The organism is Paraglaciecola polaris LMG 21857 (genome assembly GCF_000315055.1).
Lineage (GTDB): Bacteria > Pseudomonadota > Gammaproteobacteria > Enterobacterales > Alteromonadaceae > Paraglaciecola > Paraglaciecola polaris.
On record NZ_BAER01000107.1, the window covers coordinates 67,256 to 87,850 of the forward strand.

Below are 20,595 nucleotides of genomic sequence, written 5' to 3' on the forward strand. Positions count from 1 at the left end.
CAATAAATAACTAAGCACATGCCGTATCAACTTTCTATTCTGTCTTTCACATAAGCATCGTACATAAGTTCTGCGCGCGCCCAATCTTCAAGTGTATCAATGTCTTGCACTAAATGACGAGGTAACACAATCGGAATACTGGTTTCACTGAATGTGGGGATCCCTTTTAAAAAGGCGTTACTTGTACCCCAATAAAACTGCCCTGCATCATGAAAAGCATCCTCTAAATCTTGAGAGCGCTTAGGGATGTCTTGTGGACTAAAAGGAAATACGCCGCCATTTTGCATTTTCAGCGCCCGCTGAATGGGAAATGGAAAGCTGGTGACGGAAAAGGCGTAATGCTTAGCATCATCAGCTCTTAGCTTTTCAAATCCATCTTTTAGCGCCGATGCTTGTATGAACGGAGCTGTGGCGTAAATACAACAGGTATAATTTGGCTCCCATCCACACTGATGCAGATACTTGATAGCATGCTGAACAACAGGAACTGTCCCAGTGAAGTCATCGGCTAAGTTGTCGGGTCTTAAAAAGGGAGTATCAGCGCCATATTCATTTGCTACTCGAGCTATATGTTCGCTATCGGTGGATACGATGATCTTGTCAAATAAACCTGAACGTCTTGCAGCTTCAATGGAATAAGCAATTAATGGCTTGCCACAGAATGTTCTGCTGTTCTTACCAGGAATACGTTTGCTGCCACCTCTGGCTGGAATAACGGCAAGATTCATTGAATGAGTTTCACTGTAATACATCAATAAGCGTATCGATGACGTATTGCTGCTCTATCTCTGTCATCGTGGGGAAAAGTGGTAACGTAATCGCTCCCTGATAAAAATGCTCAGCATTAGGGAAGTCGCCATGCTCAAAGCCGAGTTTTTGGTAATAAGGCTGACGATGAATTGGAATATAATGCACATTTACCCCTAAACCACGATCTCTGAGCGCATTAAACACCTGCTTTCTATCATGTTTTATTAGTTCGATCATAAAGAGATGCCAAGCACTAGTGGCTAACGCATCTTCACTAGGTAATTTAATAGGCAAAGCGCGCAAAGCACTCAAATAAGCTCCCGCTTTTTCTCGCCTATGTTGAATAAAAGTATTTAACTTATTCAACTGAGATAACCCTAACGCGCCGTGAAGGTCGCTCATTCGGTAGTTATAGCCCAATTCTTGTTGCTCGTAATACCAAGCGCCTTGATCCTTATCCTCCAGCGATGATGGCTCTCGGGTAATACCGTGCTTAGCGAATAAAGTAAGCCGCTCTATAAAACCTTTGTTATTTGTTGTTATTGCCCCGCCTTCAGCCGATGTAATCGACTTAACAGGGTGAAAGCTCAACACCGTCATATCACTGAAATGACAACTGCCAACAGGCTTATCTTGATATGTTGCCCCTAAAGCGTGAGCAGCGTCTTCAATAAGAACAATGTTATGTTTTTTCATTAGTGCAGCGATCGTTTGCATTTCACAACTGACGCCTGCAAAGTGCACAACAATCAATGCCTTGGGAAATTTTCTACAGTTCGCGAGTTTAATTTTAAGACACTCGACAGAGATGTTTCGTGTAAGCGGATCTATATCAACAAAATCGACATCTGCACCACAGTAGCGAGCACAATTGGCTGACGCGACAAAGGAGTTAGGCACAGTCCAAACCAAATCTGAAGGACCAACACCTGCCGCTAAACAAGCGACATGCAGCCCAGATGTACCGCTGTTTACCGCTAAGGCGTAATTTGCTTGGGTGTATTTACACAGTGCGCTTTCGAACGCGGGGACTGCAGTGCCTTGAGTTAAAAGTTGATTCTTGAGCACGTCGACGACAGCATCGATGTCGTCTTGATCTACCGCGTGACGTCCATAAGGCAGCATATTCAATGCTAATCCGTCGCTTTGTCTAATTTACGCAGCTCTTCCACGGTTAAAAAATGTGGATTAGTACCAGAATGATACTCAAATTTATCCTCAACCGGTTTACCCGTCTCACCAAGTTTATTGTGTCTGTAGTTAATATTTTTTTCAAAAAATAAAATCGCCGGCGTAATAACATAATGATCATCAAACTCTAAGGAGTGGTGGGCCATTTCTTCGGGCACCATTATTTCGTGCAACTTTTCACCTGGACGAATACCCACCAACTCGTGCTCTCGCGTACCACTCATTGACTCAACCAAATCTAGGATGTCCACTGAGGGTATTTTAGGCACAAAAATTTCACCGCCTTGCATGCGTTGAAAGTTTTTAACAACGAATTCTACGCCTTCATCAAGCGTTATCCAAAACCGCGTCATTTCAGCGTGAGTCACTGGAAGCTTATGCCTTCCTTGTTCCAGTAAAGAGCGATAAAAAGGAACTACCGAACCCCGTGAGCCAACGACATTGCCATAGCGCACAACGGAGAAGCGCGGCCCTTTGGCACCAGACATATTATTTGCTGCGACAAACAATTTATCAGAGGCAAGTTTGGTTGCCCCGTATAAATTCACTGGATTGGCAGCTTTATCGGTAGATAAAGCGATAACACGACTGACGTTAGCCGCAATGGCGGCATCAATCACATTTTGCGCCCCATATATATTCGTTTTGATGCATTCATTGGGATTATATTCAGCTGCTGGAACCTGCTTAAGAGCAGCTGCGTGCACCACGTAATCTACATCACGCATAGCTGATATCATGCGCTCTTTATCTCGTACATCGCCAATAAAATAACGCATACAGCGGGCATCAAATACTTGCTGCATTTCGAACTGTTTGAGTTCATCACGGGAATAAATAATCAGTTTTCTAGGACGATAGTTTTTTAGGATGTAAGAGACGAAACGATTACCAAATGAGCCCGTACCACCTGTAATTAAAATCGATTTATCATTAAACATTCTGTTATTCCATCACTGTGATTACACGCTCATATTAACGCTATTCTAGTGTATATCATTATGAATAATATAGATTTTTAATAAGACTTATTTATACATACACGGCTGAAGATGACTATTAACTTATGTTAACACCATCACGTGTATTTTTTGACCGCTTTTCGCCCGCGAACTAAACCACTTAATTGTTTTAAAGATGCCTTAAAAAGTTGCTCTGCGTGAACAAGCAATGCGTTATTGACTTCAATTTCAGCATTGCAGAAGAGTGATTTACCGTCTTCTTCAAGGGTTGAGATATAGGAATTAATGCATTCATCTCTGTGCACAGATAACGTAAAGAATAACTTTTCATCAGGATATTCTGATGTTAATAACTCAGACAGTTCCTGATTAATGGCTTCAAGCTCAGGCGGGGTAAATTCATGTGTTAGGATGATATTTTTCAAACGGATGCTTGACGTTTTTGCCTCTGCATTTCATAAGCTTCTTGTTTCGCAGCTTCAGGAATTTGCGACCAGGCCGTTTTAATTGGTAATAGTAGATTAATCACTTCGTCCATTATCTTCAAGTTATTCTGTACGTTAGCGTCTGTTAACCGCTGGATCATGTAGTCGTAAAGAGAATATAAATTTTCCGCAGCGTCTGCTTTAGCATCCAAATCTAGCGTGTCACGCAAATTAATCAAGATCGCTGCGCTACGGGATAAATTATCGGCTTTGCCCGCATAATCTTGTCTCTCAATACAGCCTTTAGCGTACGCCATGCGCTCCAATGCGCCTTGCATTAACATCAATGTCAATTTATGTGGGTCAGCTTGGGCTATTTCCTGTTTGAGGTTGCCCTTTTTATAAGCATTAATACCTTTTAAAGCCATGTGATTTTCCAGTGTTTGTTAGTGATTAAATTAACCAAGAGAGGCCAAAAGTGCTGAGCCAGTTGAATTTAACTTTGAAACAGTTTGATCTAAATTTAAATATTTATCGCGTAATATCTGTTCTGTAGACGCCATTCTAAGTTCAAATTGCTCTCGTTCTGTAATCAGTTGATTTTTCTGATCCGTAACAGACTTCTCTCTTGACGTTAGCAGACCACTGAAATTAGTGTACTGCTCTACATAAGAATATAACCGAGTTGCAACGCCTTCATCGGCGTCTGAAAATAAGGAAGAAATATCATCAAAATTGCCTTCTAATGCATCTTTCAACCGGTCCTCACCACTGCCAAAGCCAAATTTATCTGATGAACCTATTTCTAAATCACCGTCATCATTAAACTCAATCCCCAGCTTAAATAGTCCACCTAACGCCGAGGTCGATACCGCTGAACTTATTATATTCGACATGCCCTGTTGAATAGAACGGATCATATAATCCCCAGCAAAGGCGCCATCGTCTTCGAGTTCAGATTGTCCGTAACGGGTAAGCGTACTTATCTCAGAATTAAGGGCGTTATAATCATCAACAAAATCACGGATTTTTGTTTCTAATCCTTCACTGTCAAAACCAATTGTTAAAGTCGATGACAAAGAGGTCACACCGTCGTCGGCCAATTCAGATATTTTCGATGCTTTGAAAGACACATTTTCGATCACATTTTCAAAAACGTTGCTGGTACTTTCAACTTTTATTCCATCTATGGTCGCCTTGGCATTTTGTGCACTTTTCACCGGCGTTAAATAATCTAACGATTGAGCTGAATTTGTCGTAGTAACGCGGTTTAGCTCAGCTAAATCATTGTCATTAACCACAATTAAATCATTATCCGCACCTGTAACAGTAGAGGTATACACCAATTTGGCACCACCATCTGCGGTACCGGTATCAATAATACTGGCTTTAACACCAAAATTGTCTTCAGACGCATTAATCGCAGAGCTGAGCTGTTGCAATGTCATGCCAGCAGTGACATTAATTGAAAAACTATCGCTGGTTGAATCAACTTTAAAGGTTAAACTGCCTGCACCAGCTGTTAATACGGTATCTGAGGTCGCACTAAAGCCACCATTTACTGCATCGTTAGATTCTATTCTACTACCACTGGCAAGCTGGGTAATAGCTACTTCATAATCTCCTTCTACCGCGCTGTTAGATGCCTCAGCGGTAAAGGGTTCAATACTCTCACTGGGATTCTTAATGGTCGGCTCACGGCCTTGCAAATTTGAATCGCTGCGCAATTCATCAACGCTGTCCAAAAAGTCTTTCATTTTGGATTTCAGCTTACCTAAGCCTGATATCTCAGCATCATAAGACTCTTCTTTTTTGTCTAACCGAGCTTGCTTAGGTGCTCGTTCAGCTTCAAGTAATTGGCCAACCAGACTTTCTAAATCTAGACCTGAGCCCACACCTAACGATTGGATAGACATATGAACCTCTTTATTAACTTTTAAACCCGGTTATCAAAAAATAACCCCACGCTAGAACCCACATCGGACTGGAGCTCTTGTATTCGCGCCGACAATTTTAACACGTCTTCAGTAGGGATTTGACGAATTATATCGCCAGAGCTCGCATCTGTTACCTTAATCACCTGTCTGCCACTATCGTCGTCAACCGAAAAATTTAATTGACGGCTTTTACTTTGTACAAAATCGTTTATTTGGGAAAGCGCGTCTTCCACGGCTCTATCAATAGCCTCGCTCTCCTGCTGTTCAATTAGGGTATCGGCTGAGAAGGAAATGCCTTTAGATTTATCTACTGAGCTCTTAGGTTCTGGTGCGTCAACTTTCTGTTCCAAATGCTCAGCCTTGGAGACAGTCTGACTTGCATACTCTACCTCAGCAATATTTTGGCCAAATTTTATTAAATTAACGTCCATAACCCACCTCAATTTAGGCAACTAGCAAATAGTGCCAAATAAAAAATAAAAAGTCAGTCCATTTTAATGGTCACTAACGGTCTTCATTACGCCCCAATTTGCCCCACATATTGATGCTTCCTGAGAAGATTAAACACATCAAATCAGTATAGACGAAGATGCCATGGGAGCACTCGGATCTTGGCTCTTCGATTGAAAACATTTTTCAAAGTCCCCCAAAGAGTTTGCGGGCACGCTTTGCCTGAAAGACAGACTAAATGCTTTTTCTGGATCAAATAACCAAAGCGCTACGTTCACCAACGACGTATTAGAATTAAAGAATAACGCCATAGGATGCGCCGAAAACTTAAAAATTAAGTCCATCGGAATTATCTAATGATAGATTTTCATCTGGGCCAGATCACTTCTATCAAATAGTTAACCGAATCATCCCTTAACTATCGATATCGACTTAAACTTCAAGAACTTTAATTTTTTAATTAAAAATACTCTGACTTTTTTATGAGCTGTAGTTAAAAGTAGCTATATAGATTGCGTCGTTAAAATATAATTTAATTATGATTTTTCCATATGCAGTATGAAAATTCTAAATATATTGGTGGAGCGAATGAACTCTATTGAAGTCAAGAATTTGACAATAAACAGAAAAGGCCGACAAAGATAACCACATGAGGATAGCCAATATAGGGTTTAGCATTAACCGACTAGTGAACACTGCTTTATTGTTGGTTTTAGTGCAGTTACGCAGGATCTATGATGTTTAACATGGGTAGCCCTTTTAACATAAACACCTAAGACACTAAGAAAAAAATTTTAGGACAATACACGGAAAATAAAAAAGGCCGAAGAAAAATCTTCGGCCAATTGCACTTGTATTAGGAGAGAGCGAAACTCTCAACTGATTGGTTCTTTTAACCCAGTATACTCTTCCTGGCTTCAAAGCCCCAAACAATAGGGTCTCGAAACCTAAGTTAACTAACCAATTAACCTAGCAAAGATAAAGCAGACTGCGGGCGCTGGTTCGCTTGACTTAACACTGTCAGACTCGCTTGCTGTAGAATCTGGTTACGCGTCAATTCACCTGTTTCCGTAGCAAAATCCGTATCACGAATTTGTGAACGTGCGCTTGTAACGTTTTCAGAAATGTTGCTTAAATTACGAATAGTTGATTGGAAGCGATTTTGAACCGCACCCAATTCTGCACGCTGAGTACCCACCGCGCTAATAGCGGCGTCAATCTCGCCTAACGACGTAGCAGCCGCATCCGACGTTTTAATGTCGGCGGCAATTCCCAACACATTTGCGCTAAAGCTAGAGCCAACTTCAACTTTTATTGTTTCCTCTGAACCACCATTCGCACCGACTAGGAAAGAGGCACTCAGTGTCCCATCCAATAGCTCGGTATCACCAAACTTACTCGTGTTCGCTACGCGATCGATTTCTGTGCTCAGTTGTTGAAATTCTTTATCCAAGGCTTCACGATCAGCCTTCGAGTTGATGCCGTTTTGCGATTGTACCGCTAGCTGACGCATACGCTGTAATGAGGTAGTTACTTCACCCAATGCGCCTTCTGCGGTTTGTGTTAGCGAAATCGCATCATTTGCATTTCGAACAGCTTGGTTCAAACCTTGCACCTGACTCGTCATACGTTCAGAAATCTGCAGACCAGCGGCATCATCTGCGGCACGGTTAATACGGAAACCTGATGAAAGGCGTTCAAAAGAAGTATTTAAACTATTTGATGAACTAAATAATTGGCGTTGTGCGTTCAATGATGACACGTTGGTATTTACGAATAACCCCATGGTTTTCTCCTACATTTTCAGTCCAGCTTGTACTGGTAACCGAAAATTAATAATCGGTGGTTAAATAACTCAATAAAGAATGATGACTCAATAAATAAAACATCATTCCAGCTCTCTCATAAAAGTTATCGACTCGGGAAGCATACTCTTTAACCAAAATTTGCTATTTTTATGCAAAGCAACAATCCATTGTCACGTTTCAAGTGCTAATTGATTGAGTTTAATGGATTTATTCAAGATAGAAGGTTTAAATAAATGCAAATTAAAAACCTTAAACGCATTACACATTCAGCTAAGCACCATGCATTTACCGATTTGTGTGATTTTAAAGATGCACTTTATTGTTGCTTTCGGGTCGCTAAAAATCATATCAGCGATGATGGGCGATTATACGTACTGAAATTATCAGAAAATGGCCAGGTACGTTATACGCACCAAATTTGCATGCCGGATACCGATCTGCGGGATCCTAAATTAAGTGTTACCCCAAAAGGTGAACTGTTGTTACTTGCCTATGCACGCCGCACAAAACGTGGAAGCCACCTAGGGGAAATAGGTAATCATCATCCGATGATCTGGGTATCCCAAGACGGACTGAGTTGGTCTAGTGGTAAAAACATAGGCGAGCAGCACTGGTGGTTATGGCGCATCCGCTGGCATAGAGGTAAGGCTTATGGCTTCGCTTACAATCGAGCAGCAAATTCAGTGAATTTGTATACCGGCGATCCAAAACGTAGTTTTCACCCCCTTAAAAGTGGGGCGTTTAACCTTCAAACACACCATAAAGGCTACCCAAATGAGAGCGATATGTGTTTTTGCGCCAATGGCACTGCTTACACCATTTTGCGCAGAGACAGTGATACTTTTAGTGCACAATTTGGAATAAGTAACGCCCCCTATACTCAATGGCAATGGTTAGATTTAGGTTTTTATTTAGGCGGGCCTACTATGCTGTTATTAAATGCTCAACAAGGGATCTTGGCCGGCAGAATTGTTCATGCAGGTAAATGTGTCACCGCCATACTGAGTATTGAACTGACAACCGCAGTAGTATCAATAATGACTATATTACCATCGTCGGGGGACAACAGTTATCCGGGAATGGTAAAGCGAGGCGATACACTGTTTGTCAGTTATTATTCATCCCATCAAGACGAACAGGCACATGTCTATTTAGCCCAACTAACGCTGAACAAACATTAAAAATATGCTGAAATCCGTTTAGTGTCTTTTCAGGTATTAACTGATGTAGTCGAAAAGGGAAAGTCCGGTTACTTTAGCAAAGGTAGCCTGGGCTGCTTGTAGCGCGGCCTCTTGTTTACTTAATTCAGATACCGCTTCAGCATAATCAACCTCTTCAATTTCCGCTCGCGCTGACTTATGCGCAATCTCTAAATCTAAATTCGACTCGAGTACTGATTGGGCAGTATTCATTTTACTTCCCAATCCTGAAATAGAGTCGACAATACTCGTGAAGCTATTGTCTACACCAATTAATGCGTCACTAATCGCCTGTGCGTAGTCACTATCAGAGATACTCTCGTCACGTAAACTAATGTAAAAATCGTTAAGGGTCTCAGCGATATTTTTTTTCACTGGCTTCTCTAGAGAATAATTCACAGTGTCACCCACACTCCCCTCTATGGTAAATCGCTGCCCCTTGAAATCAAACGGTGTGCCGCTGGTAAACGCTTGCGTACCCACAACCGTACCGGAGCTAACATTGGCAATGGTCACCTCATTGGCACCAGTGATACTAATTTGATACTCATTATTCGCCGGTGTAACGGGATCATAGTTTTGCTTATGAAACTGATCGAATTCATTTTGCGCTGTTATTTTAGTGGATGCTGATGTCACACCACTACTCGAGGTTATTTGACTATCTAGTCGCGCATAAACATCTTCGAACACAGTTTGTCCCGAATTATTCATTGCTAACGAAAAGGTATTTGAAATCCGGATATCATTTATGCCTTCATCCCCTTCAAAGCTGTATTTATTCCCTGAAGCGCCTGCTGTATAACTAAAAGCAGGAGTGGCAGATTGATAGCCAGCAAATATATATTCACCATTCGCACTTTGGCTATTCATGGCACCAAATATTTGGTCGCGTATCTGCCCAATCTCAATACTAATAGCCTTTCTATCAGCAACGTTGATAATGCCATTACCCGCTTGGATCATTAGTTGCCGTGCTTTTTGAATGTTATCGGTCACACCACTAAGTATCGTTTCTTCCTGTGCGATGCTACTGGTCAGCAAATTATTATTTTTCTTATACTGAGCAATCAAATCAATTTCTTCAGTGAGGCGAATAACCTGAGCCGAGCCAACGGGATCGTCCGATGGTCGCAATAACTTTTTCCCAGTGGATAATTGTTGTTGCACATTAGACAAATTATCTTGATTATCCAATACAGCTCGAATGCTTCGATCGAACAATTGACCAGTAGAAATACGCATTAGTTCTTTCTCACTTGTTTCATTATCTCACCATACTCAAAATGGTATCAAACATCTCTTGGGCGGTATTTAATAAACGTGCTGCAGCGGCGTAGGACTGTTGGAAGCGCACTAAATTAGCCGCCTCTTCGTCTAAACTAACCCCAGACACAGAATCAAACCAATCTTTTGACTGTAACTTTAATGCCTCACCGGCTTTCACTGCCACATCTGCATTCGCTGCTTTTTGACCAATATCGCCGACGATGTTGGCGTACGCCTCATGAAAACTTACGGGATCACCTGAACCGGCATTATTTAATTGCATACCATTTTCATTTTGTAAATTAGCCATAATCAAGCCATTTCGATTATCATTCAACCCATTACCGTTATAGCCAATCGAAAAGGTATCACCCGCTTTAGGCTCTCCTTTTAAACTAAAATCGTAGCCAGGGTAATCATTCATAGTTGGGGCATTGAATGCTGCAGGCCACCCAGGGGTGCCAGCTGCTTGTGTCAGTAAGTTATCTAAAGATAATATTCCAGTTACTGTGGTGATTAACGTACCCGCACTATCTAGCACTTCGTAATCGGTTGACGATGTAAAGCGTACTGACGCCGGTGCGCCGACGCCACCACCGGGTGCAGAACCAGGAGCATGAATTCCCCCAGCACCATCAAAGCCTGAGGAGCGCGGATCGACGGGAGGGTTTTCCACAAAGGTATTGGTTACTGAAGTTGAAGCTAACTCAGCACCGCCTAAGTTGTCATCACCGGCTTCAATTCTGATTGGGCTAGCAAGGGCTAAATCTTCTGGGCGAGTCGTAAATACCTCAATTTTGTCGGCCACATCTTTAGTTGGCTGTAATAGAAAAGTGTCATCAACGGAATAACCTGTCCCTTTTGAAAACTCCAATTCTAATCCGCCTATCACTTCATTAAAGGTGCCACTTTGTGCAGTGAGAGCATTTGCGCCAGCATATAGCTGTTTAATTTCATTTCCATCAGCATCTTTCACCACTGAACCGTCAAGATTAAGCAAGCTTACGGTTGCATCTATGGTTGGCGGAACACCAGCATTGACAGCATGAATTTCAATCTGGTAATCAGCGCTGGTAATTTCACTCGCCCCACCTTTAGATATACGGCCATTTACAACAGAAGTGCTATCTGTGTTTTCCGGGTAACCAAGAGCTACACTAATAGGGCGAGTAAAGATCTCGCCGCCCAATTGCTGATCGTAATCCATGCCAGCCCGGTTTTGGGTATTGACGGCCTCTGTCACTGCCAGCGCAATTTGGCCGAGCTCTCGACGACTTGGCTCTAACACTTCATCACGATAACGAAACAAACCACCAATAGTGCCGCCCAACTCAGTCTCCGCAATATTTAGCGACGTAGGCTTACCGTTGCTGGTTAGCTGCAATGACTTATAATTAAGATCAGCACTGTTGTTAACGTTTAGAACACTAAAGGTTCCGTCTTGCATCACTAATGATTCACCCGATGTCAGGTTTATCATCACTGAACCATCACCATTGGAGCTATTACGTGTTTCAATTGAAACCAAGCTACTTAATTCCAAAATCGCCGAGTCGCGCTGATTCATTAACGCGCCTGGCTCATCATTACGATTATTGGCTTGGGCGATGCGAATGGAATCATTAAACGATGCTATCGACTCTACTAGCGAATTCACCTTATTCAGGGATGCTTGAAATTCAAAATTTATTTCGCGCGCTTTGTCCGTTAAAAACGTTGATATGGTGCCCATTTGTTTGATCATGGAGTCAGCGTCCCCCAACACCAATTGACGCGCTGACATATTGGTTGGATCATCATTGGCGGTTTGTAATGAGGCAAAGAAACGGCTCATACTGCTCGACACGCTGTTTGCTTCACTACCAAATACATTGTCCAACACCGCGGTTTTGCTCCAGAAGGCTTCATGTTCAGCAAGGTTCGTCGTATCACGGCGTAATTGATTTTGCGCAAACGTATTCATCACGCGTTCAGTAGTGAATTGGCCAACTCCGCCGGTTAATTCAGCTACAAAGCTAGTTCGCTCGCGCACATAACCTTCGGTATTCACATTCGCTATGTTGTTACCTGTTGTACTGAGCAACTGGTTACTTGCCTCAACACCAGAGCGGGCAATGGATAATAAATCAGCCGTTCTAATCATTTAGTACACTCCGAAAACTGAATCGTGTTCATGGCTGGTAACCGCTTAAAGAGCCGCTATTTAACACTGAGATAATTTTATCAGCATAGGCGGGGTCGGTAGCGTAACCAGCTTGTTGTAACTCTTCAAAATAGCGCTTTGGGTCGCTCGTGCTGCGAAGTGCCTGTTGATATCGTGGGTTTTCTTTAACGAACGACACGTAATCTTGCATTGCGTCATCAAACGACGCGTAAGCCCTGAATTCAGCTTTTTTAGGTGTAGCTAGCCCCTGCTCAAACTCCAGCGTATTGACCTTAGCGGTATCACCCTGCCAGTTTTTTCCAGCTTTAATCCCGAACAAATTGTGTGTATTGCCTTTGTCTGTATGCATCATGTATTGGCCCCAACCGGTCTCAACAGCGGCTTGCGCCAGTAACGCTTTAGGCTCAAGGTTAAGCTCTTGAGCAACGCGCTCGGCGACAGGATACAAGGCGTCTATAAAATCTCGATGGTCACTAAACACCGCTTCTTTAAATCCGGCATTGGTGGACACAACATCGGGTAAAATGGCTTGCTGTGCTTGTTTAACACTTTGCGCACTATGGCGGTTAATGTCAGACAAATTTCCGTCATTACGGATAACACTTGACGGCGTATAACCATTTCCACCCTTACTGAGTTGTTTCACTATGACGTCAGCTAAACCAATGCTGCCGCTATTAGACATATCCGTCGCCAGTTGCTGGTCATGCATATCTCGGTAGAACTTCACTTGTTCAGAATTGAATGGACTGTCTTTATCTGATAAAACATCTTGTGCCTTACGCATGGACTTAAGCATCATTTGTACGAAGATCGCTTCAAACTGTTTAGCCGCCTCTTGCAGCGCCTCCTCATCTCCGTTTTGAGCCGCTTGGCGCAATTTATCCAAGCCTTGAATGTCATTCGCGTTGCGTGACATATCAAATTGACCTTGAAATTTAATGCTATTGTCTATGCTATCCATCAGCTCAGCCTTAGTGTGTATATGACTAATTAAATAACGACTAACTCGCCTTGTAAGGCACCGGCTTCACTCAATGCTTCGAGTATGGCCATTAGATCTCCAGGCGCAGCGCCAACCTCATTAACAGCCCTAACCAATTGATCCAGTGTCACCCCTGGATCGAATTTAAACATTCGCGTGTCATCTAAATTCACGTCAATAATTGATTGATCTGTTACCACCGTATCCCCTTGTGCTAATGGGTTGGGTTGGGTCACTTGTTGATTTTCACTGATGGTCACAGTTAATCCGCCGTGGGTGATCGCAGCAGGCAATAAACGCACATCTTGACCAATTACTATGGTGCCGGTTCGGCTGTTGATCACGATACGTGCTGGTGCTTTGGCCGGCACAAATTCAAAGTTTTCTACTGTAGCCAAAAATCCGACGCGCTGGCCTACATCTCGTGGCGCAGACACCCGGACCGATGCAGCATCGATAGGGGTTGCGATGACATAACCTTTCTCAGGATCTGCCCCCAAGCGCTGATTGATTGTATCCGCTAGAATTTTAGCGGTGGAAAAATCTGGATAATTTAAATTAATAGTCAAAAAATCATTTTGCATAAAGCCGCTCTGTACAGCTCGCTCGATTATTGCGCCGTTCGCTATGCGTCCAACGGTTGGGGTATTGGCTACAATTTTTGAGCCATCCGCTCCTTCGGCACCAAATCCGCTCACGACCATGCTGCCCTGAGCAACGGCGTACACTTTTCCATCTAACCCTTTCAAAAAGGTCTGCAACAAAGTGCCGCCTCGCAGACTAGCCGCTTCACCGACTGAGCTAACGGTCACGTCGATAGTTTGACCTGGCTTTAAAAAAGGTGGCAATTCAGCATGTACCGCTACCGCGGCCACATTTTTGATTTTAGGTTTTAGGGTACTGTCTAAACTAATACCAAAGTTAGATAACATGGTTCTAAAACTTTGCTCGGTAAAGGGGCTTTGCTCACCAGTGCCAGGTAAGCCTACGACCAAACCGTAACCTACTAATTGGTTGCTACGCACACCTTGAATACTGGCCAAGTCTTTAATTCGCTGAGCATGGCCAATTGGGGCCATTAACAGACAGAACACCATAAAAACCGTTAGAAATAACTTCATATATTGCTCCTGCCTAAAACGGCCAATACTCGGAGGAAAAGAAACGGGTCAGCCAGCCCTCTTTTTGCGCGGAGGCAAAGGTACCAGTGCCACTATACTGAATACGGGCGTTAGCAATTTTTGTGGAGTCGATTTCATTGGTGGGGCTTACATCAGCAGGCCGAACGACCCCAGTTAAGCGTATGTATTCATTGCCGTTATTTAGGGTTAACCACTTCTCGCCTCGAACTAATAAATTCTGATTAGCGAAAACCTTCATTACTGTCACCGAAATGTTACCACTTAGATTATTACTCTGATTGGCAGAAGCGTCGCCGGAGAATTCGTTTGTCGCACCCACTCCAAGCTGCACAGATTGAGACCCTATATTTAATGCATTGCCACCAAGCCCAATGATGGGATTAACATCGACTTGGGAGTCTTTTGATGTACTCGTTCCCGCAGACTTCGTTGCTCGGGTATTTTCTTGTAAATTTACGGTAATAATGTCGCCGACCCGACGTGCCTTTACGTCGGAATACAAGCTGTTAGCCATATCAGCTTGAAAAATTGAGCCGTCTTCGGTAATTCTTTGCCGCGGCAACTCAGCCGTAATAGGTGCATAGTAAGGGTCGTTCGGCATAATATCCGGCTCAGGCGTGCTTTGGCATGCGCTGAGTAATCCACTTAATCCAATGACATATAAGGCTTTCATAATTTTAACCATTAAAGTTGTTGAATAACCTGACCTAACATTGAGTCCACGGCCGAGATAACTTTTGAGTTCATTTCGTACAGGCGTTGGCTCTCAATTAAATTGACCAGTTCTTCTGTCACATTTACGTTAGACGTTTCGAGTGCACCTTGAACAACCGTCCCCAGACCTTCGAGTCCCGGCACTCCCTGAATTGGCGCACCACTTACTGCTGTTTCAACATACAAGTTTTGACCAATAGGTTGTAACCCGGTCATGTTAACGAAATCAGACAGGCTAATTTGTCCTAGTACTTGAGGATCGGCTTGGCCACGAATAGAAGCAGACACTTCACCATCTTGAGAAATGGTAATTTGCTGAGCATCTTCTGGCACGGTGATCGTCGGTTGCAGCAAAAATCCAGCGCCTGGGGTCACAATCTGCCCTTGATCGTTCAGGGTAAATTGGCCATTTCGCGTATATGCAGTGCTGCCGTCGGGTTGCAGAATTTCAAAAAACCCCCTGCCTTGAATTGACATATCCAACGCATTTTCGGTGGTCAACATGTTGCCCTGTGTATGGGCCTTTTGCGTGGCGACGACTTTACTACCCGCCCCTAACATTAAGCCTGAAGGTAGTTCTGTATCAGCCGATGAGCGGCCACCAGGCTGATTGATATTTTGATACAGTAAATCTTCAAAAATCGCCCGGTCTTTCTTAAAACCAACCGTGCTGGCATTCGCCAAGTTGTTTGAAATAACAGCCACATCTGTTTGCGCTGCATCGAGTCCGGTTTTACTGATCCATAATGCTGGGTGCATAGGTCATCTCCCCTTATAAAATTATTTTTAGGCCAGTGGGCATTTAAACAATGCGTAGTAATTGATTCGCTCGGGAATCTAAATCACTAGCCTCTTTCATGAATTTAAGTTGCATTTCGTAATGTCGTTGCAGGCTGATCATGTCAACCATCTCTTTAACTGGATTCACATTACTGCCTTCTAACATGCCATTACGGATGCTTACCGTAGGGTCAAATTGCGCTAACTCACCATCTTTTTGACGAAATAAACCATCGTTACCACGTTCAATATTATTCAGTTCTGGGTTGACCAATTTTAAACGACCCACTTCTTCAAGCACAGTTTCTGGGGCGCCTTGAGGTCTGACTGAAATGGTACCGTCACCCGCTATATTGATATTTGAAAGTGGTATGGGCAGAAAGACCGGGCCAAATTCTCCGACTATGCTATTGCCAGACGAATCTTGTAACTGGCCATCAGCGCTGATTTGCAAGCTACCATTACGGCTATAAGCTTCTCCACCATTAGCATCTAACACTGACAACCAACCTTCGCCTTGAATGGCCACGTCCAAATTGCGTTCAGTTTGGATCATGGCACCACCTTCAAAATTATTCGCCGGATTTTCTGTCATGGAAAACACTCGGGTAGGTAAACCCTCACCGAATGCAGGCATACTGCGGGCCTGTTCTAACTGAGCACGAAAACCCGTGGTTTGCGTATTAGCCAAATTATTTGCACGCACCGCAGTGCCAAGGAGATCTTGTTTAGCGCCGCTGGCGGCAATGTACAGTAATTTATCCATGACAACTTCTTGACGATAAGTGAATTTAACAATAGCTATGCAAATAAAGTGCCACTCGTATAGATACGATGAAATATTGAGCGAAGAACAGGTTTAATAAAAGGAAATATGACAAGGGTTGAGGCATAAAAAAGGCCACATTACGTGACCTTTTTTTAAAGCTAACCTTATGAATAAATTAACGAATATTCAGAATTGTTTGGTTAAGTTGGTTATTCACTTCTAACGCTCGAGAGTTCGCTTGGAAGTTACGTTGAGCGATAATCAAATCGATTAGCTCGGTGGTTAAATTCACGTTTGCTTGCTCAAGTGCTGAAGAGTTAATATCTCCAAAGGTACCAGTTGTTGCCTCTCCGGCAAGTGCTTCACCGGATAAAATACTTTCTTGCCACTGGGTATTACTTTGCTGGGTCAAGCCTTGGTCGTTGGCGAAACGCACTAGCGCCACACGGATAATGGGCTCAGACGTACCGTTTGAGTATGTTGCACGAACAAGGCCATCAGCACCAATATCGATACCGGTTAATCGTCCTACCGCCAAACCGTCTTGCTCAAGAGATGTCACCTCAAAGGCAGAGGCAAACTGTGTAGGTTCATCAGGAGTGGCAACTGAAGGATCAAATGCGAAGTTAGTTGATATTGTTTGGGTAGGATCAGAACCATTAGATAGTATTGTTCCACCCAGTGCGACTGACATAATATCGCCGGTCGCACTTGGTGTACCGTCCGCATTTTGAATTTCGGTGAAGTCACCACCGGCACTAAATGTCATTCGATAACCTGAGATGCCCGTACCAAGCGAGGTTTCGCCTACTACATTTGGGCCGGTTGTTGGTGGAACGCCGACCGTATTACCTTCAGTGTTTAAAGGTTGCTCATCCATATAGGTCGCAACCACCCACTCGTTGGTGGCCGCAGAATCTTTCATAAAATAATAGGTCATCACGTGACTGTCACCCAATGAATCAAAGACCGTAACTGAAGTCGCTGCGTTATAGGTAAGCGGATCATCGGGATTGAATAAATCCACATTAACCGCGTCATCACCTGCGGGTAAGTTCATCTTGAGAGAGACTTCAGATGTAGGCTGGGGTGAGCCAGATGAATCAGGGATACGTACCGGCTGTGTGGTACTGAGTGCCACCGAAGACGAGGTACCGTCAGAGTTAACGGGAAAGCCAAGTAAATTATCGCCGTTTGAGTTCACCACAAAGTTCTCTGAATCTAATTTAAACATACCGGCACGGGTAAAAGAAAACTCACGAGAGTCAATTTCAGGGATGGTGGCAAAGAAACCGTTACCCGTCACAGCTAAATCCAGCGAATTATTGGTAAATTGTAAGCTACCTTGAGAAAACTGCTGTGCCACCTCTTGCGTAATAACCCCGTCACCGACCTTTGTTTTACCACCAGCAAGCAATGATGATGCGTATACATCTCCAAACTCTGTCCGTGACTCTTTAAAACCAACGGTATTAACGTTGGCAATATTGTTTGCGGTTGTATCTAAGTCTCTTTGTGCGGCAGATACGCCACTCAATGCAATATTAAAAGACATGTTTTGCTCTCCTGTTAACCACCAAGTTGAATGACGTCGTCAAGTTTGACACTGACATCACCATCAAGATTTAAAATGACACCTTGGCTGCTGCCAGCGAGGCTGACGCTATCAACATGCCGATTGACTGCTGTTACTAATTGCTGCGGCTCGCCGGACACATTGCCTTGAGCTTTAATGACATAATTGCCAGCAGGCATAAAATCACCTGCAGCATTTTTGCCGTCCCAGTTAAACTGAATGTTGCCAGCAGGTTGGGTACCGATATCGATGGTCTTCACTATGCTACCGGATTCATTTTCGATGGTAATCTTGGTGTTTAGTGTGGTGGCATCATTGATAACCACACCTGAAACACCCTGACCTTCGCTAGCCATGTGCGCCACATCCCCTTGCAATAGTACCTTCTGACCTATCAAACTTGACGCTTGTAACGCTTGATTTGAAGTCATTGAAGTGGCAAAAGTCTCAAATTTTTCATTTAACTGACTTATGCCGTCAGCCATGGAGAAACTGGTCATTTGCGCAACCATCTGATCGTTGTCCACGGGCTTACTGGGATCTTGATTAGCAAGCTGCTCGGTCAATAATGAGAAAAAGTCTTCTTGCGATAACTTTTGATCGCTTTCATCAGCTTCCGGAACCGTTTCTGGTTGCCAGTAAAGGTCGCTGTTTAAGCCATTTTTAATTAATGTATCCACGTTTATACCTCGAAATTATCCGGTTCGCGAAGCGATTAGCTGCCCTGACCTAAGCGCAAAACATTTCTAAACAAACGTTTAGTTGTGTCTGCCACTTGAACATTGGTTTCGTACGCCTTTGACGCTGACATCATATCGGCCATTTCTTCCACTATGTTCACGTTTGGCTTATATATATAGCCATTTTCATCTGCCATAGGGTGACCAGGACTATATTCAATTTGTAACGGTGCTTGACTCTCAACTATGCCTAAGACTTGTACACCAGTGCCGGCACTTTGGTCTTGCGAAGCCCGTTGTAATTCAGCGGCAAAAACTGGGTGTCGCGCTTTATAAGTTTGATCATAACTACTGCTAACGGAGTTCGCGTTCGCCACGTTACTTGCGGTGGTATTTAGACGTACACTTTGTGCACTCATGCCCGTACTGGCGATATCCATTACGTTAAATAAACTCATTAGCTTTGACCTCCAGTGACGGCTTTTTTCATGCCTTTAATCTTACCGCTGAGAAACTCTACGCTCGCCTGATAACGTAAACCGTTATCTAAAAACGCGTTTCGCTCTACCTGCACATCAACGTTGTTACCGTCACCGGTATCTGGTTGATTGTTGATACGAAACTGCAACTCACCGGATCCTTGCATATTGCCTTTAATATGGTTTTCATGAGTACGTGTAAGGTTTTGACTGCGCCCGCCTTGCGCACTGCGCATTGCATCTTGAAAGTTAATGTCTCTCGCCTTATAACCTGGGGTGTTTGCATTTGCCAGATTTCCAGCCAGCACTTCCATACGATCTTCACGCACTTGCACTGCTTTATGGGAGAATCCCATTAACTTATCTAAACTGATTGCCATTCGCTTTACTCCTCATTCGCTAGGAATAAAGCAATAGCTATGCCAAAGAGGATTTGACGCTTAGAGCAATATTAGTTAATTGTTTGAAATTATTGAGTTTTCTTTACGTAGAACAGACCACTACCGCTGCGATTCATAGTGAATTCAGCGGTAATTCCTGTTAAGGATTCAGATGCGCCAACAAAAAGGGCACCTTCTGGTTGCAGGCAAGCGGCAATTTTTTGCAGTATCGACACTTTAGAGGTTGCCGAAAAATAAATAAGTACATTACGACAAAATACCACGTCATAACGTGTCAAATTAGGAAAAGGAGTTAACAAATTTATCGGTCTAAAGCTGACCATATTACGCACGTTTTGTTTAAGTACGCTGCAATTGCCCTGCGCTGGCGTGTCAAAAAAGCGTGCTCGGCGCTCACCAGACAATCCTCTAGACAGAGATAAGTTATCGTACTGCCCTGTTTTAGCCACACTTAACATATCGCTAGAAATGTCCGTTGCTACAATTTCGATGCCAGCTGAAAACGTTCCTGGATGACGCGCTTGATACTCAAGAACGGACATAGCAATGGAATACGCTTCTTGGCCTGACGAACATGCCGCGCTCCAGATTCTGATTGATTTACCTGACTTGGCTAATTGAGGAAATAAAGTTTGCTGAAGTATCTCAAATGGATAACTGTCCCTAAACCACAAAGTTTCATTCGTGGTCATAGCGTTTACGACAGCATTCATTAATGTAACATCATGATTGGCAATAGTACGCTTGATCAAATCCGATAACGATTTTTGGTTAAATTTCGCGAGTAAAGGCGACAGTCGACTGCGCACTAAATATTGCTTATGCTCCCCCAACACTATGCCACACCGATGCTCTAAGTAGCGGCAAAACAACCCATATTCATGGGCATCTAATGCATTATTGGTCAATAGGTT

The 20,595-nt window shown here is 43.3% G+C and carries 21 protein-coding genes and 2 pseudogenes; 1 reads left to right on the forward strand and 22 read right to left on the reverse strand.

The window, feature by feature from the left end; translation table 11 throughout:
• Positions 1-26: 26 nt before the first annotated feature.
• From pseF to GPLA_RS24370, 10 genes and pseudogenes are all read right to left on the reverse strand, one after another.
• Entirely contained in the window at positions 27-728 is a 702-nt protein-coding gene (gene pseF, locus GPLA_RS16840) for a pseudaminic acid cytidylyltransferase (RefSeq protein ID WP_007106161.1), read from the reverse strand.
• A 10-nt stretch (positions 729-738) separates the two neighbouring features.
• Positions 739-1,875: a UDP-4-amino-4,6-dideoxy-N-acetyl-beta-L-altrosamine transaminase gene (gene pseC, locus GPLA_RS16845; RefSeq protein ID WP_007106162.1), complete on the reverse strand. Its 1,137-nt coding sequence runs from the start codon at positions 1,873-1,875 to the stop codon at positions 739-741.
• Between the two features lie 8 nt (positions 1,876-1,883).
• Complete coding sequence (gene pseB / locus GPLA_RS16850) at positions 1,884-2,882, reverse strand: UDP-N-acetylglucosamine 4,6-dehydratase (inverting) (protein WP_007106163.1); 999 nt, start codon at positions 2,880-2,882, stop codon at positions 1,884-1,886.
• Positions 2,883-3,019: 137 nt separating this feature from the next.
• A complete protein-coding gene (locus GPLA_RS16855; protein WP_007106164.1) occupies positions 3,020-3,328 on the reverse strand; it encodes a hypothetical protein in 309 nt (102 codons plus the stop codon).
• A complete protein-coding gene (fliS, locus tag GPLA_RS16860; protein WP_007106165.1) occupies positions 3,325-3,756 on the reverse strand; it encodes a flagellar export chaperone FliS in 432 nt (143 codons plus the stop codon). The genes GPLA_RS16855 and fliS overlap by 4 nt, the downstream gene beginning before the upstream one ends.
• A 30-nt stretch (positions 3,757-3,786) precedes the next feature.
• On the reverse strand, positions 3,787-5,244 hold the full coding sequence (gene fliD / locus GPLA_RS16865; protein ID WP_007106166.1) for a flagellar filament capping protein FliD: 1,458 nt from the start codon (positions 5,242-5,244) through the stop codon (positions 3,787-3,789).
• A gap of 20 nt (positions 5,245-5,264) precedes the next feature.
• Positions 5,265-5,696, reverse strand: a complete 432-nt coding sequence (locus tag GPLA_RS16870; protein WP_007106167.1) for a flagellar protein FlaG — start codon at positions 5,694-5,696, stop codon at positions 5,265-5,267.
• A 138-nt stretch (positions 5,697-5,834) separates the two neighbouring features.
• Positions 5,835-6,059 carry a hypothetical protein gene (locus GPLA_RS16875; protein WP_040515171.1) on the reverse strand — a complete coding sequence of 75 codons (225 nt, stop codon included), beginning with the start codon at positions 6,057-6,059 and terminating at the stop codon, positions 5,835-5,837.
• Between the two features lie 620 nt (positions 6,060-6,679).
• Positions 6,680-6,934: pseudogene (locus GPLA_RS24365) on the reverse strand (flagellin); the annotation flags it as partial.
• Positions 6,935-7,038: 104 nt separating this feature from the next.
• Positions 7,039-7,501 (reverse strand): annotated as a pseudogene (locus tag GPLA_RS24370) (flagellin N-terminal helical domain-containing protein); the annotation flags it as partial.
• Positions 7,502-7,756: 255 nt separating this feature from the next.
• On the opposite strand from GPLA_RS24370, the gene GPLA_RS16885 reads away from it, so the two are divergent.
• Positions 7,757-8,704 (forward strand): hypothetical protein, encoded by a 948-nt coding sequence (locus GPLA_RS16885; protein WP_007106170.1) that lies wholly within the window; start codon positions 7,757-7,759, stop codon positions 8,702-8,704.
• A 36-nt stretch (positions 8,705-8,740) separates the two neighbouring features.
• Here GPLA_RS16885 and flgL read toward each other — a convergent pair whose 3' ends face one another.
• The 12 genes from flgL to GPLA_RS16945 form a co-directional block, all read right to left on the reverse strand.
• Complete coding sequence (flgL, locus tag GPLA_RS16890) at positions 8,741-9,967, reverse strand: flagellar hook-associated protein FlgL (protein ID WP_007106171.1); 1,227 nt, start codon at positions 9,965-9,967, stop codon at positions 8,741-8,743.
• Between the two features lie 22 nt (positions 9,968-9,989).
• Positions 9,990-12,134, reverse strand: coding sequence for a flagellar hook-associated protein FlgK (gene flgK, locus GPLA_RS16895; RefSeq protein WP_007106172.1), 2,145 nt, complete (start codon positions 12,132-12,134; stop codon positions 9,990-9,992).
• A 28-nt stretch (positions 12,135-12,162) separates the two neighbouring features.
• Complete coding sequence (gene flgJ / locus GPLA_RS16900) at positions 12,163-13,119, reverse strand: flagellar assembly peptidoglycan hydrolase FlgJ (RefSeq protein ID WP_007106173.1); 957 nt, start codon at positions 13,117-13,119, stop codon at positions 12,163-12,165.
• Between the two features lie 29 nt (positions 13,120-13,148).
• Positions 13,149-14,261, reverse strand: coding sequence for a flagellar basal body P-ring protein FlgI (locus tag GPLA_RS16905; RefSeq protein WP_007106174.1), 1,113 nt, complete (start codon positions 14,259-14,261; stop codon positions 13,149-13,151).
• 13 nt (positions 14,262-14,274) lie between these two features.
• Positions 14,275-14,955, reverse strand: coding sequence for a flagellar basal body L-ring protein FlgH (flgH, locus tag GPLA_RS16910; protein WP_007106175.1), 681 nt, complete (start codon positions 14,953-14,955; stop codon positions 14,275-14,277).
• 11 nt (positions 14,956-14,966) lie between these two features.
• The gene (flgG, locus tag GPLA_RS16915) at positions 14,967-15,755 is read right to left on the reverse strand and encodes a flagellar basal-body rod protein FlgG (RefSeq protein WP_007106176.1); all 789 of its coding nucleotides are present in this window, start codon (positions 15,753-15,755) and stop codon (positions 14,967-14,969) included.
• Between the two features lie 43 nt (positions 15,756-15,798).
• Positions 15,799-16,542 (reverse strand): flagellar basal body rod protein FlgF, encoded by a 744-nt coding sequence (locus tag GPLA_RS16920; RefSeq protein WP_007106177.1) that lies wholly within the window; start codon positions 16,540-16,542, stop codon positions 15,799-15,801.
• Positions 16,543-16,720: 178 nt separating this feature from the next.
• Positions 16,721-18,100, reverse strand: a complete 1,380-nt coding sequence (gene flgE / locus GPLA_RS16925; RefSeq protein WP_007106178.1) for a flagellar hook protein FlgE — start codon at positions 18,098-18,100, stop codon at positions 16,721-16,723.
• A 14-nt stretch (positions 18,101-18,114) separates the two neighbouring features.
• Positions 18,115-18,801, reverse strand: a complete 687-nt coding sequence (flgD, locus tag GPLA_RS16930; protein ID WP_007106179.1) for a flagellar hook assembly protein FlgD — start codon at positions 18,799-18,801, stop codon at positions 18,115-18,117.
• 35 nt (positions 18,802-18,836) lie between these two features.
• Positions 18,837-19,259 (reverse strand): flagellar basal body rod protein FlgC, encoded by a 423-nt coding sequence (gene flgC / locus GPLA_RS16935; protein WP_007106180.1) that lies wholly within the window; start codon positions 19,257-19,259, stop codon positions 18,837-18,839.
• A complete protein-coding gene (flgB, locus tag GPLA_RS16940; protein ID WP_007106181.1) occupies positions 19,259-19,660 on the reverse strand; it encodes a flagellar basal body rod protein FlgB in 402 nt (133 codons plus the stop codon). Before flgB ends, flgC begins: the two co-directional genes overlap by 1 nt.
• An 89-nt stretch (positions 19,661-19,749) precedes the next feature.
• Positions 19,750-20,589, reverse strand: coding sequence for a CheR family methyltransferase (locus GPLA_RS16945; RefSeq protein WP_007106182.1), 840 nt, complete (start codon positions 20,587-20,589; stop codon positions 19,750-19,752).
• Between the last annotated feature and the right edge of the window lie 6 nt (positions 20,590-20,595).

Excerpts from the sequence above, each read along its gene's own strand:
- pseF (WP_007106161.1), bottom strand. The coding sequence starts at position 728 with ATGAATCTTGCCGTTATTCCAGCCAGAGGTGGCAGCAAACGTATTCCT.
- pseC (WP_007106162.1), bottom strand. The coding sequence starts at position 1,875 with ATGCTGCCTTATGGACGTCACGCGGTAGATCAAGACGACATCGATGCT.
- pseB (WP_007106163.1), bottom strand. The coding sequence starts at position 2,882 with ATGTTTAATGATAAATCGATTTTAATTACAGGTGGTACGGGCTCATTT.
- fliS (WP_007106165.1), bottom strand. The coding sequence starts at position 3,756 with ATGGCTTTAAAAGGTATTAATGCTTATAAAAAGGGCAACCTCAAACAG.
- fliD (WP_007106166.1), bottom strand. The coding sequence starts at position 5,244 with ATGTCTATCCAATCGTTAGGTGTGGGCTCAGGTCTAGATTTAGAAAGT.
- GPLA_RS16870 (WP_007106167.1), bottom strand. The coding sequence starts at position 5,696 with ATGGACGTTAATTTAATAAAATTTGGCCAAAATATTGCTGAGGTAGAG.
- GPLA_RS16875 (WP_040515171.1), bottom strand. The coding sequence starts at position 6,059 with ATGGACTTAATTTTTAAGTTTTCGGCGCATCCTATGGCGTTATTCTTT.
- GPLA_RS16885 (WP_007106170.1), top strand. The coding sequence starts at position 7,757 with ATGCAAATTAAAAACCTTAAACGCATTACACATTCAGCTAAGCACCAT.
- flgL (WP_007106171.1), bottom strand. The coding sequence starts at position 9,967 with ATGCGTATTTCTACTGGTCAATTGTTCGATCGAAGCATTCGAGCTGTA.
- flgK (WP_007106172.1), bottom strand. The coding sequence starts at position 12,134 with ATGATTAGAACGGCTGATTTATTATCCATTGCCCGCTCTGGTGTTGAG.
- flgJ (WP_007106173.1), bottom strand. The coding sequence starts at position 13,119 with ATGGATAGCATAGACAATAGCATTAAATTTCAAGGTCAATTTGATATG.
- GPLA_RS16905 (WP_007106174.1), bottom strand. The coding sequence starts at position 14,261 with ATGAAGTTATTTCTAACGGTTTTTATGGTGTTCTGTCTGTTAATGGCC.
- flgH (WP_007106175.1), bottom strand. The coding sequence starts at position 14,955 with ATGAAAGCCTTATATGTCATTGGATTAAGTGGATTACTCAGCGCATGC.
- flgG (WP_007106176.1), bottom strand. The coding sequence starts at position 15,755 with ATGCACCCAGCATTATGGATCAGTAAAACCGGACTCGATGCAGCGCAA.
- GPLA_RS16920 (WP_007106177.1), bottom strand. The coding sequence starts at position 16,542 with ATGGATAAATTACTGTACATTGCCGCCAGCGGCGCTAAACAAGATCTC.
- flgE (WP_007106178.1), bottom strand. The coding sequence starts at position 18,100 with ATGTCTTTTAATATTGCATTGAGTGGCGTATCTGCCGCACAAAGAGAC.
- flgC (WP_007106180.1), bottom strand. The coding sequence starts at position 19,259 with ATGAGTTTATTTAACGTAATGGATATCGCCAGTACGGGCATGAGTGCA.
- flgB (WP_007106181.1), bottom strand. The coding sequence starts at position 19,660 with ATGGCAATCAGTTTAGATAAGTTAATGGGATTCTCCCATAAAGCAGTG.